Below are 13,338 nucleotides of genomic sequence, written 5' to 3'. Positions count from 1 at the left end.
GTTTTGACGAAGCAATCTAGTAAAAAAATACAAAACTTACGCTATGTTATAGCAAATATGCTAAAAACTCTTATTACACAGCAATGTTTTATAGTGAAGCACTTCATAATATCCCTTAATTCATGGGCATTATATCAAACATAGCGTAAGTTTTGAATACTAAAATTATTAATATTTTTTATTATTTTCTGGATGCTGTGATCAAGCAACTAGATGACACCATGAGTGTTTTTTGATCTACACAACAAAGCCTATGCGGGAATGACATGTAATATATGACTATGGAACTTACCGGAAATGAGTTAATTAAGTCCAAGCTTATAGATACCCCTGAGCGTTCAGGGGTTTATCGGATGTTTGATGCTAATAAACAAGTCATTTATGTCGGTAAAGCTAAAAACCTAAAAAGGCGTCTTACTAATTACATTAAAACAGATTTAGATACTAAAACGCTTCGGATGGTTGCAAATACTTGCTTTTTGGAGTATAGTATTACTAATTCTGAAGTTGAAGCACTGCTTTTAGAAGCTCAGCTAATCAAAAAATTTCAACCGAAGTTCAATATTCTTCTTAAAGATGATAAATCTTTCCCTTTTATCAAATTACGTTTAGATCATGATTTCCCGCAATTGCTAAAATACCGAGGCAGAGCCTTAAATGATGGGAAGTTTTTTGGTCCTTTTGCTTCAGCAACCGAAGTTAACACTACTTTATCAGAACTACAAAAAATCTTTAAACTACGTTCCTGCACAGATAATTACTTCAATTCACGTACTCGTCCTTGCCTGCAATATGAAATCAAGCGTTGTTATGCTCCATGTGTTGGTAAGATCAATAAAAAAGATTATGCAGAGCTAGTAGGGCAGGTGAAAGATTTCTTGCAAGGACGCAGTAAAGAACTTCAAGAAAATCTATCAAAGAAAATGGAAGAATTAAGTGAGCAGATGCGTTTTGAAGAAACAGCAGAAATCAGAGACCGTATTAAAGCATTAAGTTATGTACAGCTTAAAGCTGGTATTACGGATATCGTTAAAGACGCAGATATAATTGCTATTGTAGAAAAGAATGGGCATTATTGTGTAGAAGTATTTTTATACAGGATAGGGCAAGCTTGCGGTAATATTCCGTATTTCCATACTTCTACTGAAAATAGTACCAAAGAAGAAGTATTAAAACATTTTTTACTGCAATTTTATCAAAAGCAACAAGTGCCTCCGGAAATTATTATTAATCATGAAATTGATGATAAAGATAATATCATAGAAGCGATTAGGAGTATTAATGATTTTGCTAAACTTAATATTACAATTCCTGCTAGTGGTGGTAAGCTTAAATTAGTTCAAAATGCTGAGGAAAATACCTTATTTTCACTTGAGCAATATCAAAAGAAATTTGCTAAAAATCAAGAAATTATGTTTGAGATTAAAGAGTTATTTAATCTTTCTGAAATTCCTGAACGAATCGAAGTTTATGATAATAGCCATATTCAAGGTAATTTTGCCGTCGGGGTTATGATAGTTGCCGGTAAATCCGGTTTTGATAAAAAAGAATATCGGGTTTTTAATGTAAGTGTAAGTCATTTCAGTTCTTTACAATGTCATTCCCGCAAAAGCGGGAATCCAGAAAAATTAAGTATGGATCCCCGCTTTCGCGAGGATGACATAAGAAATGACGCTGTAGGTGATGACTATGAAATGCTTCGTCAAGTTTTAACTAGACGATTAACCAGATTAAAACAAGAGCCGCATAGGTTGCCGAGCTTGATGATTATAGATGGGGGGAAAGGGCATTTAGGAATTGTTAAAGAAGTGATGAACAAGCTTCAAATGGATATTCCATTTGTTTGTATGTCAAAAGGTCCTGATAGAAATGCTGGTCTTGAGCAGTTTTATATGATGGGTAGAGAAGTATTTACCTTGAACAAGAATTTACCGCTTATGAAATATTTACAAATCCTGCGGGATGAAGCTCATAATTTTGCGATAAAGAATCATAGACTTAGTAGATCCCGAGCTATAAAAGTCTCAAGTTTTGATGAAATAGAGGGAATAGGGGATACACGTAAAAAAGCATTACTGCATTATTTTGGTTCATATAAAGCAGTATCAGATGCGAGCATAGATGAGCTTTCTAAAGTAAAAGGCATTAGTAAATCACTTGCGAAAATGATCTTTAATGCCTTGCATAAAAATTAAGCTATTAAGCTTTATCTGTAGGATTATTAGTAGTAGTGTTATCAAAACTTACGCTATGTTTGGTTCTAAATATCGTAAAGATGGAGAACGCAGCTGTTGTTGCATGAAAATACTATAAGTAAGTAGAACAAAACTTATTTAAAATAATAAGATTTTAAATAGGTAATGATGAACAGAAAATATAGACACTTATCTCGCGAAGAGAGATATGAAATAAAAAGAATGTATGACCTAGGAGTCAGTATTAACAAGATAGCACAACATCTTACGAGGTCTAAAAGCACTATTAGTATGGAGCTAAAAAGAAATAAAGTAAAAGGTAAGTATATGCCTTGTGTTGCTCAGGAACAATATAAAAAAAGGATGCATCAGCAAGAGTTATTAAAAATAGAGAAGTTACCTATTTTGTTAAATTATATCAAAAATGCTATGATTCACAAGAAATGGTCACCGGATGCTATAGCCGGAAAGTTAAAACTGGACAAAAATACAGCTTGTTGTATCAGTACAGAAAGTATATATAGATTCGTCTACACTTCTGCAGTAGCAGCTAAATTAAAGTTATATAGCTATTTACCGTCTAAAAGATATAAAAGGCAAGAAAGGGGGACAAGGCATCAAAGGATCATTATACCACAAAGGATCTCAATACATCAGCGTGATGCAATAGCAATGCAAAAGCTAGAAGTAGGACATTTTGAGGCAGATCTTACATTTCATAAAGGTAATCAAAGTATGAATATCGGTGTGCTGGTGGATAAAAAGAGTCAAAAGATTATTTTAGTGCTGAATAACTCCAAAAGAGCTAAAACAGTTACCACTGGGTTTTTAAAAAAGATCAAAACGCTGCCAAGTAGTGTTAGAAAGACTATTACTATGGATAATGGCAAAGAGTTTGTAGGGCATCTTGCTTATAGACTATCTGGGTTTCAAACTTTCTTTTGTGATCCATACCGCCCTAGACAAAAAGCATTAGTGGAGAAAATGAATTCTATGATTCATAGAATTTTACCTAAAAATACAGATATTACAACCGTTACACAAAGAGGTCTTGACAATATTGCTGAGATTTTAAATAACATGCCAAGAAAGATTTTTGGTTATAAAACCCCCAATGAAATTTGGGCAGAAAATTTATAGGTTTTGTTCGACTTAGTCCTTGAATTTTCACTCATAGTGACTATTTTCAATTAGCATATTAGAAATATGAAGTAGAGAGTGAAAGCTTTCTTTTAAATGCTCTTTTAAAATCCAAAACTTACGCTATGAGTAAAAAAGTGATAAATTATTGTAAAAATAATTAAACATGTCAAAGAGGATAAAGTTGCAAGCAATACCAATTAATAGGACAGATTATTGTCAATTTTTAATAGTTAGCCAAAAGAATTATAGTTTAACCTACTACGCTGAACATGCAAAGAAATGTAGTCATGATGTTATTAATAGATTTTTAAGGAATAAAAAATATACACCTTCTTTGTTATGGGAACACATCAAGAATGATGTTATTTTTTCATCTAATGGATATACAATATTTGATGATACGGTTTTAAATAAAAGGAATACGAAGCAAATAGAAATTGCAAGATCGCAGTACAGTGGAGCTACAGGTAGAGTTACTAAAGGTATAGGAGTAGTGAGTCTGGTATATTATAACCCTGATATTAATAAGTTTTGGGTAATAGATTATCGAATTTTTGCACCTGATCATGATGGAGCAACAAAACTAGAACACCTATTAAACATGTTAAATAATGCTGTTTATGAGTCTTTCTAATTAAGTGTGTAAATTTTTCATAGGGCTTAAATTCTACCTTCAAATTTTATCAAAAAGTGAGCCATAGCTGCGTTCCAGTTTGGAATCGGCATAGCCCATTTCTTGGTCATATAATCAATTGCCAAATATAAGGTCTTAAAAACGGCATTATCATTTGGAAAAACCCGTTTATTCTTGGTAACCTTACGTAATTGGCTATTGACAGATTCTACACTATTCGTTGTGTATATTACTTTCCTTATCGCCCCAGGGTATCCTAGAAAAACCATTAAATTTTCCCAATGAACATACCAAGATTTAGCAATTTGTGGATACTGTTTACTCCATTTAGCTTCAAAAGATTCTAAAGCAAGATGTGCTTCTTCCTCTGTGCTAGCAGTATAAATAGGCTTTAAATCAGCCGCTAATTCTTTTCGGTCTTTATATGATACATATTTTAAACTATTTCTAATCTGATGTACAATACATAATTGATGTTCGGTTTTCGGAAAAACTGCCTCTATCGCCTCAGACATACCGGTTAAATTATCACTGCAAGCAATAAGCATGTCTTGCATACCTCTGTTCTTCATCTCAGTAAAATTACCAAGCCAAAATTTTGCTCCTTCATTTTCACTGATCCACAATCCTAAAATATCCTTCCTGCCAGATAAATCAATACCTAATGCTACATATACAGACTTATTGATAATTCGTTTATCTTGACGTACTTTTACTACTAAACAGTCAAAAAATACTATAGCATATACTCGATCCAATGGTCGGCTTTGCCATATCTTGACATCCTCAATTACATCATCAGTAATTTGACTTATCAAACTTTCGCTAACGTCAGCTCCATACAATTCTTGCATTTGAATCTTAATATCAGATAAGCTCATTCCTTTAGCGTATAACGATATTATTTTATCATCAAATCCTTCAATACGTCTTTGACGCTTTGGAATTAATGCAGGTTCAAATGTACTACTTCTATCCCTTGGAACCTCAATCTCTATAACTCCATTATTTGTTACTAGATTCTTTACATTCTTACCATTACGAACATTATCACTATCAGTATGACAATATTTATCATATCCTAAGTGATTATTCATCTCTGACTGCAATGCCTTCTCTACAAGCCGTTTGGTTAATTGCTTTAATAAACCATCCTCTTTAAGTAATGTTGATATATCTGTATCATTATTTATTAATAAATCTATCGCTTGATTCATTGCTTCATTTTGTTTTTGGCTCATATAATTTCTCCTTTTGTTATATTATATTTTTATATAACCTTTGAGAAATTCCCACACTTATTTGGACAGAGCCCTGTTTATAGCAAGAAGATTCCTTTTCAAACAGTACTTTTTGACACATGGTATTCTACACACAAAATTATGCAACATGTTGACTCTCTGGGGAAATATTATTATGCCCCTATTAAAGCCAATAGAAACGTTAGTAAAACACACGATTCTAAACCTTATAAAGCTGTAAAAGAGTTGACATTTTCAGATGAAGAGATCAGGCATGGAGTAGAGATTCATATAAAAGGCTTTGCTAAAAATAAGCATGTTAATTTGTTTAAATTTACTGTTTCTACCAACAGAGTTGAGTATGTTGTTACCAATAACAAAACTCACAAATCTTCTAAAGCTGCACAAGATGAGTGTGGCTTTCGATGGGTAATTGAGAGCATGCACAGAGAAATTAAGCAACTTACTGGGATAGAACGTTGTCAATGCAGGAAACAGCGTATTCAACGTAATCATATTAGTTGGGCATTTTTAGTTTGGGCATTTCTCAAAAGGACTGCAAATACAATCGGTAAAACGGTTTACCAAATAAAGTTAGGGCTTTTAGATGACTATATGCAACAACAGCTGCGTTCTCCATCTTTACGATATTTAGAACCAAACATAGCGTAAGTTTTGATGTTTAATAGGTGTTCTAGTTTTGTTGCTCCATCGTGATCAGGTGCAAAAATTCGATAATCTATTACCCAAAACTTATTAATATCAGGGTTATAATATACCAGACTCACTACTCCTATACCTTTAGTAACTCTACCTGTAGCTCCACTGTACTGCGATCTTGCAATTTCTATTTGCTTCGTATTCCTTTTATTTAAAACCGTATCATCAAATATTGTATATCCATTAGATGAAAAAATAACATCATTCTTGATGTGTTCCCATAACAAAGAAGGTGTATATTTTTCATTCCTTAAAAATCTATTAATAACATCATGACTACATTTCTTTGCATGTTCAGCGTAGTAGGTTAAACTATAATTCTTTTGGCTAACTATTAAAAATTGACAATAATCTGTCCTATTAATTGGTATTGCTTGCAACTTTATCCTCTTTGACATGTTTAATTATTTTTACAATAATTTATCACTTTTTTACTCATAGCGTAAGTTTTGTAGATTTTACGTTATGAAAATAAGGAAAATATTCTTTATGACGAGTGCTATTTGCTATTTCTTTGACTTTATCCGCCCAAATTATTTTTCCACTAACTTTTGTAGTGCCAAAAATTAAAGGGATAGGCTCACCATAATTTGCTGTAACATACTTAAAACTTTCTTTGAAGTTTTTAATATAATCATATTCTTCTGGTTCATGATTTAGTTGATCTAAATACTCACCAAGCATTTTACCAGCAAATCTTCCTATGCTTGAAAATATACCACCTCCAAATGCATTTCCGATAGCACCACCAAACGAACTAAAAAAACTTCCAAACATATTTACCATATTATAGTTTAATATGGATTGATATTAGCCAAAACTTACGCTATGTTATAGCAAATATGCTAAAAACTCTTATTACACAGCAATGTTTTATAGTGAAGCACTTCATAATATCCCTTAATTCATGGACATTATATCAAACATAGCGTAAGTTTTGTAGCATTACGATGTGCTAACACTAAGATATGCTTTTCGGTTTAGTGTCATCCCGTGGCAGCATTGCCTGCGTGATCAGTTTTACCGTCATTGCGAGGAAATTACGAAGTAATTGATGAAGCAATCCAGTAAAAAATGCTAACTTATAGCATTTTTTATTATTTTTTCTGGATTGCCACGCTCCTTGCAGTCGCTCGCAATGACGATTTGGTATCCACGCAGACAATGCCGCCACGGGGTGACAATGTATTATATTGGAGTATATTAATGTTTAAAAAATATATATTTATCTTATTACTACTTGTCACATCTATAGTTAAAGCAGAAAATATAGAAGTAAATAATTTAGATAAAATAAAACAAGATTTTGAAGAAAATTATAATAAAAATTATTTGCCGCAAGATTTACTAGTGGTAATAGACTTGGATAAGGTATTATTTAAGCCATTATTATCTTTAGGTGAGCAAATCGATAAAGATGTTTATACTAAACTAGCACCTACTTTGCAAAAGATGAATAAAAACCCTAAAAATATTTACATCGACCAGTTAATTTTAACAAGTGATAAATATAAAAAGGAATTACTAGATCCTAACTTTCCAAATTTTGTAAGTGATATCAGCAATAAAAATATTCCTATAATAGCTGTAAATGGAGGTTTTACAGGTAATTTTAATAATATACCTAAATTTGAAATATGGATTGCTGATTATTTAAAAAAGAATTTTAACATTGATTTCTCAAATAGCTTTCCTAAAAATAATTATATTATTTTTAATAATTTAAAAAATTTTTCGAATACTTATCCGGTATTTTATAAGGGTATATTGACCAGCAATAATATATCTGGTGCTGAACTAATGATTAATTTTTTTGTTCAAATGAATTTTATGCCTAAAGTACTTATAATGATTAGCGGTAGTACTGAGTTATTAAGTTCAATGGAAGCACAGCTAGCTAATTATAGTTCTTCTGTTTTATTTGTTGGATATTATTATAATAATCAAGATACTAAGGATAATACTACAAATTATAATGTAATTATTAATGACTTGACTAATCAATTGAATAATATAAAAAGAAATAACCCACCTTTAAAAACTAATAATACAAAAAGTAAAAACCCTTATGATCAAAGTAAATAAAATTTTACTCCATTTATTACTTTATTTAATTGTGCCAACTTCAAGCTATGGTCAAATAATTCCTACTTATTCTGTAAATTCTGTAACAATGAAAGATTTGTTACCCAAAATAGACCAAGATAGCCTTGTTTTAATAAATATAGATAATACTATTATAACGCCCAAATCAAAATTTTTTCGCTATAACGATAATCCTTATGTAAATTTTACCAAAAACTTATATAGTCTTGCAGTAAATGATTCATCAGTAAATAATTCTATAGCACAATTAATGCAACAACGCCAAATGATGCTTGTAGAAAAAAATTGGGGGGATTTTATTAATCAAATGAAAAAGCAAGGTGCAACAGTTTTAGGGCTTCAAGAAATAACTACCCCCTGTAATTTGATTGAAAATTATGAAGGATGGTTGTATACCTTACTTTACGGATTAGGGATTAATTTTACTAGTAAAGTTAATGATAAAGATGTATTTAGATTTGATCCAACTGATGCAAGTGCACCTATTTTTTATTTAGGAATAATATTTACCGGAAATACTAATAAAGTAAAGTCACTAATTGAATTTTTAAAAATTGTACCAAAGGAGCCTAGCAAAATTATAGTGTTTGCAAATAATAAACAAGATTTAAAAGATATGGATTCTTATTTAAGAAATGTTGATATAGAATATTATGGAATTGAATATTTGGGATGGCAACAATTACAAGGATCACCCGATCTAGAAGTCGCCAAATTGCAGCAATCAACTCTTCTAAATACAGGACAGTGGTTGGAGGATGATGTAGCTGCAAAAATGTTAAATAAATAGTATGAATAATAATTTAATAAATACTTTAAAAGATTTGATTATTGATACCGGTAAAATTGCTTTAGATATAAAAAAATCAGGAATATTAATTGATACTAAGTCAGATGGGTCGGTAGTTACTAATGCAGATAAAGAAATTAGTAAAATAATCTATCAAAATCTGCAAGTCTTAACTCCAGAAATAAATATAGTGTGTGAAGAACAGCCACTGCCAATACTTAACAGTAACACTTTTTGGTTAATTGATCCAATTGATGGAACACGAAGTTATGTAAACGGCAAAAGCACCTATACTATAAATATAGGTCTAATTAAAAATGGTTTACCGACTATTGGCTTGATATATCAACCTGAGACAGATAAATTATATTATACTGATGAAAAAAATCAGTTAAAAATCGAACAACATTCCAAAGAAATTCCTATCATCCATAAACAAAAAGAGCTAAACGCTGTCATAGGTTTTTATCATTCAAATAAAGCAAATAAAGAATTCTTAAGTAAATATTCCTTTAATAAAATAGACGCAATAGGTAGCTCAATTAAATTATGTTTAATTGCTGAGGGTAGTGTGGATATTTGTCCTAAATTCGGTCAAACTATGGAATGGGATATAGCAGCAGGTCATGCTTTAATTAAAGCTGGTGGCGGTAATATTTTAGATTTAGAAGGCAAAGAAATTACTTATGGTAAAGATAACTTTGCCAATCCTAATTTTCTTGCATGCAGCAAATATTGGCTGGAGAATGTTGTTCCGGTGTAAGGCTTAGAAAAAGCATATCTTTATGTCATTCCTGCGTGGCATTGCCTGCGTGGATCATTTTCCCTGTCATCCCGTATAGCGATACGGATATTTTGATAATATTGAAAAAAGGTAAGTATAAAGGGCATGCTACTTTAAGGCTCGAAGACAATATTTATAAAAGATTAGTAAAGACAGGAGTAATAAATCCTAAACAAATTATTCCATATGATTCAGAAATATCCATAATTCTTGAATCAATAGAAGAAAGAAATAAACAGTTAGAAAAGGGGCGTTATTTTTATACCGATATCAAAAAAGAGGGAATACTTTTATACGACAGTGGTGAATATACTTTAAGCGAAGCTAAAGATTTACCTTGGAGTGAGATAAAAGAAATCGCTCAAGGTGATTATGAACAGTGGTTTGATAAAGGTAAAGATTTTTTAGATGGAGTAGATTACTATTTAAAAAAAGATCGATATGCAGTTGCTGCTTTCTTATCACATCAAGCTACTGAAAGTTTTTATAATGCTATTTTATTAGTTTTTTCTAATTATAAGCTAAAATTGCACGATATAAAAAAGTTAGGTAGTAGAGCCAAAAATTATAGTAGTGAGTTATTACAAGTTTTTCCTATAATAACTTCTGAGCAAAAAGAATGTTTTAAGCTGCTACGAAAAGCTTATGTTGATGCACAATATGATAAAAATTATAAGATTACGAAAGAACAGCTGCTTTATCTAATAGAGCGAATAGAAAAATTAAAAGAAATCACCGAAAGAATCTGCAAAGCAAGGATTAGTAGATAGAGAATTATTTTGTAATGAAGTTTTTCCGTCATTTTTTTAAATACTGGATCCCGTGGTGAGACCAATAGTACCGGACAGTTTTAAAAAAATGTTATATTTTATTCAGGTGTAGGTGACCTTATATGTCATTCCCGCGGAAGCGGGAACCCAGAAAAATAAACATAAAAGCAGTAAGTTTTTAAAATTAAAAGCTTAGGTATCTTGCTTTATGCTGGATTCCCGCTTCTAGTTAGGAATGACATGAAAATTCAAGGACTAAGTAGAACAAAACCTATAAATTTTCTACCCAAATTTCATTAGGGGTTTTATAACCAAAAATCTTTCTTGGCATGTTATTTAAAATCTCAGCAATATTGTCAAGACCTCTTTGTGTAACGGTTGTAATATCTGTATTTTTAGGTAAAATTCTATGAATCATAGAATTCATTTTCTCCACTAGTGCTTTTTGTCTAGGGCGGTATGGATCACAAAAGAAAGTTTGAAACCCAGATAGTCTATAAGCAAGATGCCCTACAAACTCTTTGCCATTATCCATAGTAATAGTCTTTCTAACACTACTTGGCAGCGTTTTGATCTTTTTTAAAAACCCAGTGGTAACTGTTTTAGCTCTCTTGGAGTTATTCAGCACTAAAATAATCTTTTGACTCTTTTTATCCACCAGCACACCGATATTCATACTTTGATTACCTTTATGAAATGTAAGATCTGCCTCAAAATGCCCTACTTCTAGCTTTTGCATTGCTATTGCATCACGCTGATGTATTGAGATCCTTTGTGGTATAATGATCCTTTGATGCCTTGTCCCCCTTTCTTGCCTTTTATATCTTTTAGACGGTAAATAGCTATATAACTTTAATTTAGCTGCTACTGCAGAAGTGTAGACGAATCTATATATAGCATAAATCATTAAGATACTGACAATTTAATAGTATTAAAAACAGCATCATAAAATGTTTCAAAATCTCCTACAACTTTCCTAATTTCATTTTTTATCTTAAACCAGTAATGCTCTATAGGATTTAAATCAGGAGAGTAAGTTGGTAAATACAATATGGTACAACCAACGGATTCAATTAACTCTTTAACTTTAGAATTTTTATGAAAATTAATGTTATCCATAATAACGGTTTGCCCAGGTTGTAATTCTGTAATTAATACATCCCTAATATAAGTTTTAAAGACCTCTGTATTACAATTACCTTCAAATATTACAGGAGCAATAAGATTACCATTATAAAGACCAGCTATCATACTTATTCTAAATTTATGTTGATACACCTTTTCTCCATAACACCTTTGTCCTATAATGCTCCATCCATACTCTTTGCAAGCATTATCCTCTATTCCAGATTCATCAAGATATACTAATTTGTCCTTTGTGATGGTTTGTATCTTTGCTATAAATTCATTTCTTAATTTAATATCTCTTTTCGGATGAAAATGAGTTTTTTTATAGCTATAACCAAGTTTTCTGATTTGTCTTAAAATAGTTACAGATGCAATATTACCCCATTGCTTTGCTAACTCCTTTGATGTTTTATTCATATTAGCTTTAAAAAATTCTTTAAAAGATTCTGAATCTTTTATCTTATGACTATGTCCTTTCTGATAACCAGTTGCTGCTTCTAAAGTACCTTGCTTATCTTTTAATTTTTTCCATTTATATATAGTATCACGACTTACATTAAATAATTTACTTACCTTACTTATTCGTATCCCTGCTTCTACAGCTTTTATAACTCTTAGTCTTAGTTCTATTGCATATGCTCGTGCCATATCTCTTTACATGCTTGTTAATATTTGCTTACTATAACATGATACTCTCGCTCTGTCAGTACCTTAATGACTTATGCTATATACAAAACTTACGCTATGTTTGGTTCTAAATATCGTAAAGATGGAGAACGCAGCTGTTGTTGCATATAGTCATCTAAAAGCCCTAACTTTATTTGGTAAACCGTTTTACCGATTGTATTTGCAGTCCTTTTGAGAAATGCCCAAACTAAAAATGCCCAACTAATATGATTACGTTGAATACGCTGTTTCCTGCATTGACAACGTTCTATCCCAGTAAGTTGCTTAATTTCTCTGTGCATGCTCTCAATTACCCATCGAAAGCCACACTCATCTTGTGCAGCTTTAGAAGATTTGTGAGTTTTGTTATTGGTAACAACATACTCAACTCTGTTGGTAGAAACAGTAAATTTAAACAAATTAACATGCTTATTTTTAGCAAAACCTTTTATATGAATCTCTACTCCATGCCTGATCTCTTCATCTGAAAATGTCAACTCTTTTACAGCTTTATAAGGTTTAGAATCGTGCGTTTTACTAACGTTTCTATTGGCTTTAATAGGGGCATAATAATATTTCCCCAGAGAGTCAACATGTTGCATAATTTTGTGTGTAGAATACCATGTGTCAAAAAGTACTGTTTGAAAAGGAATCTTCTTGCTATAAACAGCATTATTTAACATGTTTAATAGGTGTTCTAGTTTTGTTGCTCCATCATGATCAGGTGCAAAAATTCGATAATCTATTACCCAAAACTTATTAATATCAGGGTTATAATATACCAGACTCACTACTCCTATACCTTTAGTAACTCTACCTGTAGCTCCACTGTACTGCGATCTTGCAATTTCTATTTGCTTCGTATTCCTTTTATTTAAAACCGTATCATCAAATATTGTATATCCATTAGATGAAAAAATAACATCATTCTTGATGTGTTCCCATAACAAAGAAGGTGTATATTTTTTATTCCTTAAAAATCTATTAATAACATCATGACTACATTTCTTTGCATGTTCAGCGTAGTAGGTTAAACTATAATTCTTTTGGCTAACTATTAAAAATTGACAATAATCTGTCCTATTAATTGGTATTGCTTGCAACTTTATCCTCTTTGACATGTTTAATTATTTTTACAATAATTTATCACTTTTTTACTCA

At 31.3% G+C, this 13,338-nt stretch carries 15 protein-coding genes; 9 read left to right on the top strand and 6 right to left on the bottom strand.

What is annotated here, in order from left to right; all coding sequences use genetic code 11:
• Window positions 1-275: 275 nt before the first annotated feature.
• The 4 genes from uvrC to AAGD55_RS06545 all read left to right on the top strand — a co-directional run bounded on the left by uvrC (window position 276) and on the right by AAGD55_RS06545 (window position 3,972).
• Window positions 276-2,195: an excinuclease ABC subunit UvrC gene (uvrC, locus tag AAGD55_RS06560; RefSeq protein WP_341790889.1), complete on the top strand. Its 1,920-nt coding sequence runs from the start codon at window positions 276-278 to the stop codon at window positions 2,193-2,195.
• Complete coding sequence (locus AAGD55_RS06555; protein ID WP_341790888.1) at window positions 2,176-2,313, top strand: hypothetical protein; 138 nt, start codon at window positions 2,176-2,178, stop codon at window positions 2,311-2,313. The genes uvrC and AAGD55_RS06555 overlap by 20 nt, the downstream gene beginning before the upstream one ends.
• Before the next feature lie 47 nt (window positions 2,314-2,360).
• Complete coding sequence (locus AAGD55_RS06550) at window positions 2,361-3,335, top strand: IS30 family transposase (protein ID WP_341790887.1); 975 nt, start codon at window positions 2,361-2,363, stop codon at window positions 3,333-3,335.
• Between the two features lie 166 nt (window positions 3,336-3,501).
• The gene (locus AAGD55_RS06545; RefSeq protein ID WP_341790886.1) at window positions 3,502-3,972 is read left to right on the top strand and encodes a hypothetical protein; all 471 of its coding nucleotides are present in this window, start codon (window positions 3,502-3,504) and stop codon (window positions 3,970-3,972) included.
• A gap of 26 nt (window positions 3,973-3,998) precedes the next feature.
• On the opposite strand, the gene AAGD55_RS06540 is transcribed toward AAGD55_RS06545, so the two are convergent.
• The gene (locus tag AAGD55_RS06540; protein ID WP_341790885.1) at window positions 3,999-5,213 is read right to left on the bottom strand and encodes an IS256 family transposase; all 1,215 of its coding nucleotides are present in this window, start codon (window positions 5,211-5,213) and stop codon (window positions 3,999-4,001) included.
• On the opposite strand from AAGD55_RS06540, the gene AAGD55_RS06535 reads away from it, so the two are divergent.
• The gene (locus tag AAGD55_RS06535; protein WP_341790884.1) at window positions 5,205-5,885 is read left to right on the top strand and encodes a transposase; all 681 of its coding nucleotides are present in this window, start codon (window positions 5,205-5,207) and stop codon (window positions 5,883-5,885) included. The genes AAGD55_RS06540 and AAGD55_RS06535 overlap by 9 nt on opposite strands.
• Here AAGD55_RS06535 and AAGD55_RS06530 read toward each other — a convergent pair.
• Window positions 5,825-6,331 carry a hypothetical protein gene (locus tag AAGD55_RS06530; RefSeq protein WP_341790883.1) on the bottom strand — a complete coding sequence of 169 codons (507 nt, stop codon included), beginning with the start codon at window positions 6,329-6,331 and terminating at the stop codon, window positions 5,825-5,827. The genes AAGD55_RS06535 and AAGD55_RS06530 overlap by 61 nt on opposite strands.
• A 37-nt stretch (window positions 6,332-6,368) precedes the next feature.
• Complete coding sequence (locus tag AAGD55_RS06525; protein WP_341792537.1) at window positions 6,369-6,710, bottom strand: hypothetical protein; 342 nt, start codon at window positions 6,708-6,710, stop codon at window positions 6,369-6,371.
• 429 nt (window positions 6,711-7,139) lie between these two features.
• On the opposite strand from AAGD55_RS06525, the gene AAGD55_RS06520 reads away from it, so the two are divergent.
• From AAGD55_RS06520 to AAGD55_RS06505, 4 genes are read left to right on the top strand one after another with little or no spacing between them, the layout of a single operon-like run.
• On the top strand, window positions 7,140-8,018 hold the full coding sequence (locus tag AAGD55_RS06520) for a DUF2608 domain-containing protein (protein ID WP_341790882.1): 879 nt from the start codon (window positions 7,140-7,142) through the stop codon (window positions 8,016-8,018).
• On the top strand, window positions 8,002-8,829 hold the full coding sequence (locus AAGD55_RS06515) for a DUF2608 domain-containing protein (RefSeq protein WP_341790881.1): 828 nt from the start codon (window positions 8,002-8,004) through the stop codon (window positions 8,827-8,829). The genes AAGD55_RS06520 and AAGD55_RS06515 overlap by 17 nt, the downstream gene beginning before the upstream one ends.
• Window position 8,830: 1 nt before the next feature.
• Complete coding sequence (locus tag AAGD55_RS06510; protein WP_341790880.1) at window positions 8,831-9,592, top strand: 3'(2'),5'-bisphosphate nucleotidase CysQ; 762 nt, start codon at window positions 8,831-8,833, stop codon at window positions 9,590-9,592.
• Complete coding sequence (locus AAGD55_RS06505; RefSeq protein ID WP_341790879.1) at window positions 9,553-10,383, top strand: HEPN domain-containing protein; 831 nt, start codon at window positions 9,553-9,555, stop codon at window positions 10,381-10,383. The genes AAGD55_RS06510 and AAGD55_RS06505 overlap by 40 nt, the downstream gene beginning before the upstream one ends.
• A 271-nt stretch (window positions 10,384-10,654) precedes the next feature.
• Here AAGD55_RS06505 and AAGD55_RS06500 read toward each other — a convergent pair whose 3' ends face one another.
• From AAGD55_RS06500 to AAGD55_RS06490, 3 genes are all read right to left on the bottom strand, one after another.
• A complete protein-coding gene (locus tag AAGD55_RS06500) occupies window positions 10,655-11,290 on the bottom strand; it encodes an IS30 family transposase (protein WP_341790878.1) in 636 nt (211 codons plus the stop codon).
• A complete protein-coding gene (locus AAGD55_RS06495; protein ID WP_341790877.1) occupies window positions 11,290-12,159 on the bottom strand; it encodes an IS630 family transposase in 870 nt (289 codons plus the stop codon). The genes AAGD55_RS06500 and AAGD55_RS06495 overlap by 1 nt, the downstream gene beginning before the upstream one ends.
• Window positions 12,160-12,248: 89 nt before the next feature.
• Window positions 12,249-13,298, bottom strand: coding sequence for a transposase (locus AAGD55_RS06490; RefSeq protein ID WP_341790876.1), 1,050 nt, complete (start codon window positions 13,296-13,298; stop codon window positions 12,249-12,251).
• Between the last annotated feature and the right edge of the window lie 40 nt (window positions 13,299-13,338).

The sequence above is a fragment of the Rickettsia endosymbiont of Gonocerus acuteangulatus genome, assembly GCF_964026435.1.
GTDB lineage: Bacteria > Pseudomonadota > Alphaproteobacteria > Rickettsiales > Rickettsiaceae > Rickettsia.
Note: the sequence above shows the minus strand (reverse complement) of the source record. Positions and strands in the feature narration are given on the sequence as shown.

What these genes read in the sequence shown, in the direction of transcription:
- uvrC (WP_341790889.1), top strand. Translation starts at nt 276, where the DNA reads ATGACTATGGAACTTACCGGAAATGAGTTAATTAAGTCCAAGCTTATA.
- AAGD55_RS06530 (WP_341790883.1), bottom strand. Translation starts at nt 6,331, where the DNA reads ATGTCAAAGAGGATAAAGTTGCAAGCAATACCAATTAATAGGACAGAT.
- AAGD55_RS06515 (WP_341790881.1), top strand. Translation starts at nt 8,002, where the DNA reads ATGATCAAAGTAAATAAAATTTTACTCCATTTATTACTTTATTTAATT.
- AAGD55_RS06500 (WP_341790878.1), bottom strand. Translation starts at nt 11,290, where the DNA reads ATGATTTATGCTATATATAGATTCGTCTACACTTCTGCAGTAGCAGCT.
- AAGD55_RS06525 (WP_341792537.1), bottom strand. Translation starts at nt 6,710, where the DNA reads ATGTTTGGAAGTTTTTTTAGTTCGTTTGGTGGTGCTATCGGAAATGCA.
- AAGD55_RS06510 (WP_341790880.1), top strand. Translation starts at nt 8,831, where the DNA reads ATGAATAATAATTTAATAAATACTTTAAAAGATTTGATTATTGATACC.
- AAGD55_RS06490 (WP_341790876.1), bottom strand. Translation starts at nt 13,298, where the DNA reads ATGTCAAAGAGGATAAAGTTGCAAGCAATACCAATTAATAGGACAGAT.
- AAGD55_RS06545 (WP_341790886.1), top strand. Translation starts at nt 3,502, where the DNA reads ATGTCAAAGAGGATAAAGTTGCAAGCAATACCAATTAATAGGACAGAT.
- AAGD55_RS06555 (WP_341790888.1), top strand. Translation starts at nt 2,176, where the DNA reads ATGCCTTGCATAAAAATTAAGCTATTAAGCTTTATCTGTAGGATTATT.
- AAGD55_RS06540 (WP_341790885.1), bottom strand. Translation starts at nt 5,213, where the DNA reads ATGAGCCAAAAACAAAATGAAGCAATGAATCAAGCGATAGATTTATTA.
- AAGD55_RS06520 (WP_341790882.1), top strand. Translation starts at nt 7,140, where the DNA reads ATGTTTAAAAAATATATATTTATCTTATTACTACTTGTCACATCTATA.
- AAGD55_RS06505 (WP_341790879.1), top strand. Translation starts at nt 9,553, where the DNA reads ATGCAGCAAATATTGGCTGGAGAATGTTGTTCCGGTGTAAGGCTTAGA.
- AAGD55_RS06495 (WP_341790877.1), bottom strand. Translation starts at nt 12,159, where the DNA reads ATGGCACGAGCATATGCAATAGAACTAAGACTAAGAGTTATAAAAGCT.
- AAGD55_RS06550 (WP_341790887.1), top strand. Translation starts at nt 2,361, where the DNA reads ATGATGAACAGAAAATATAGACACTTATCTCGCGAAGAGAGATATGAA.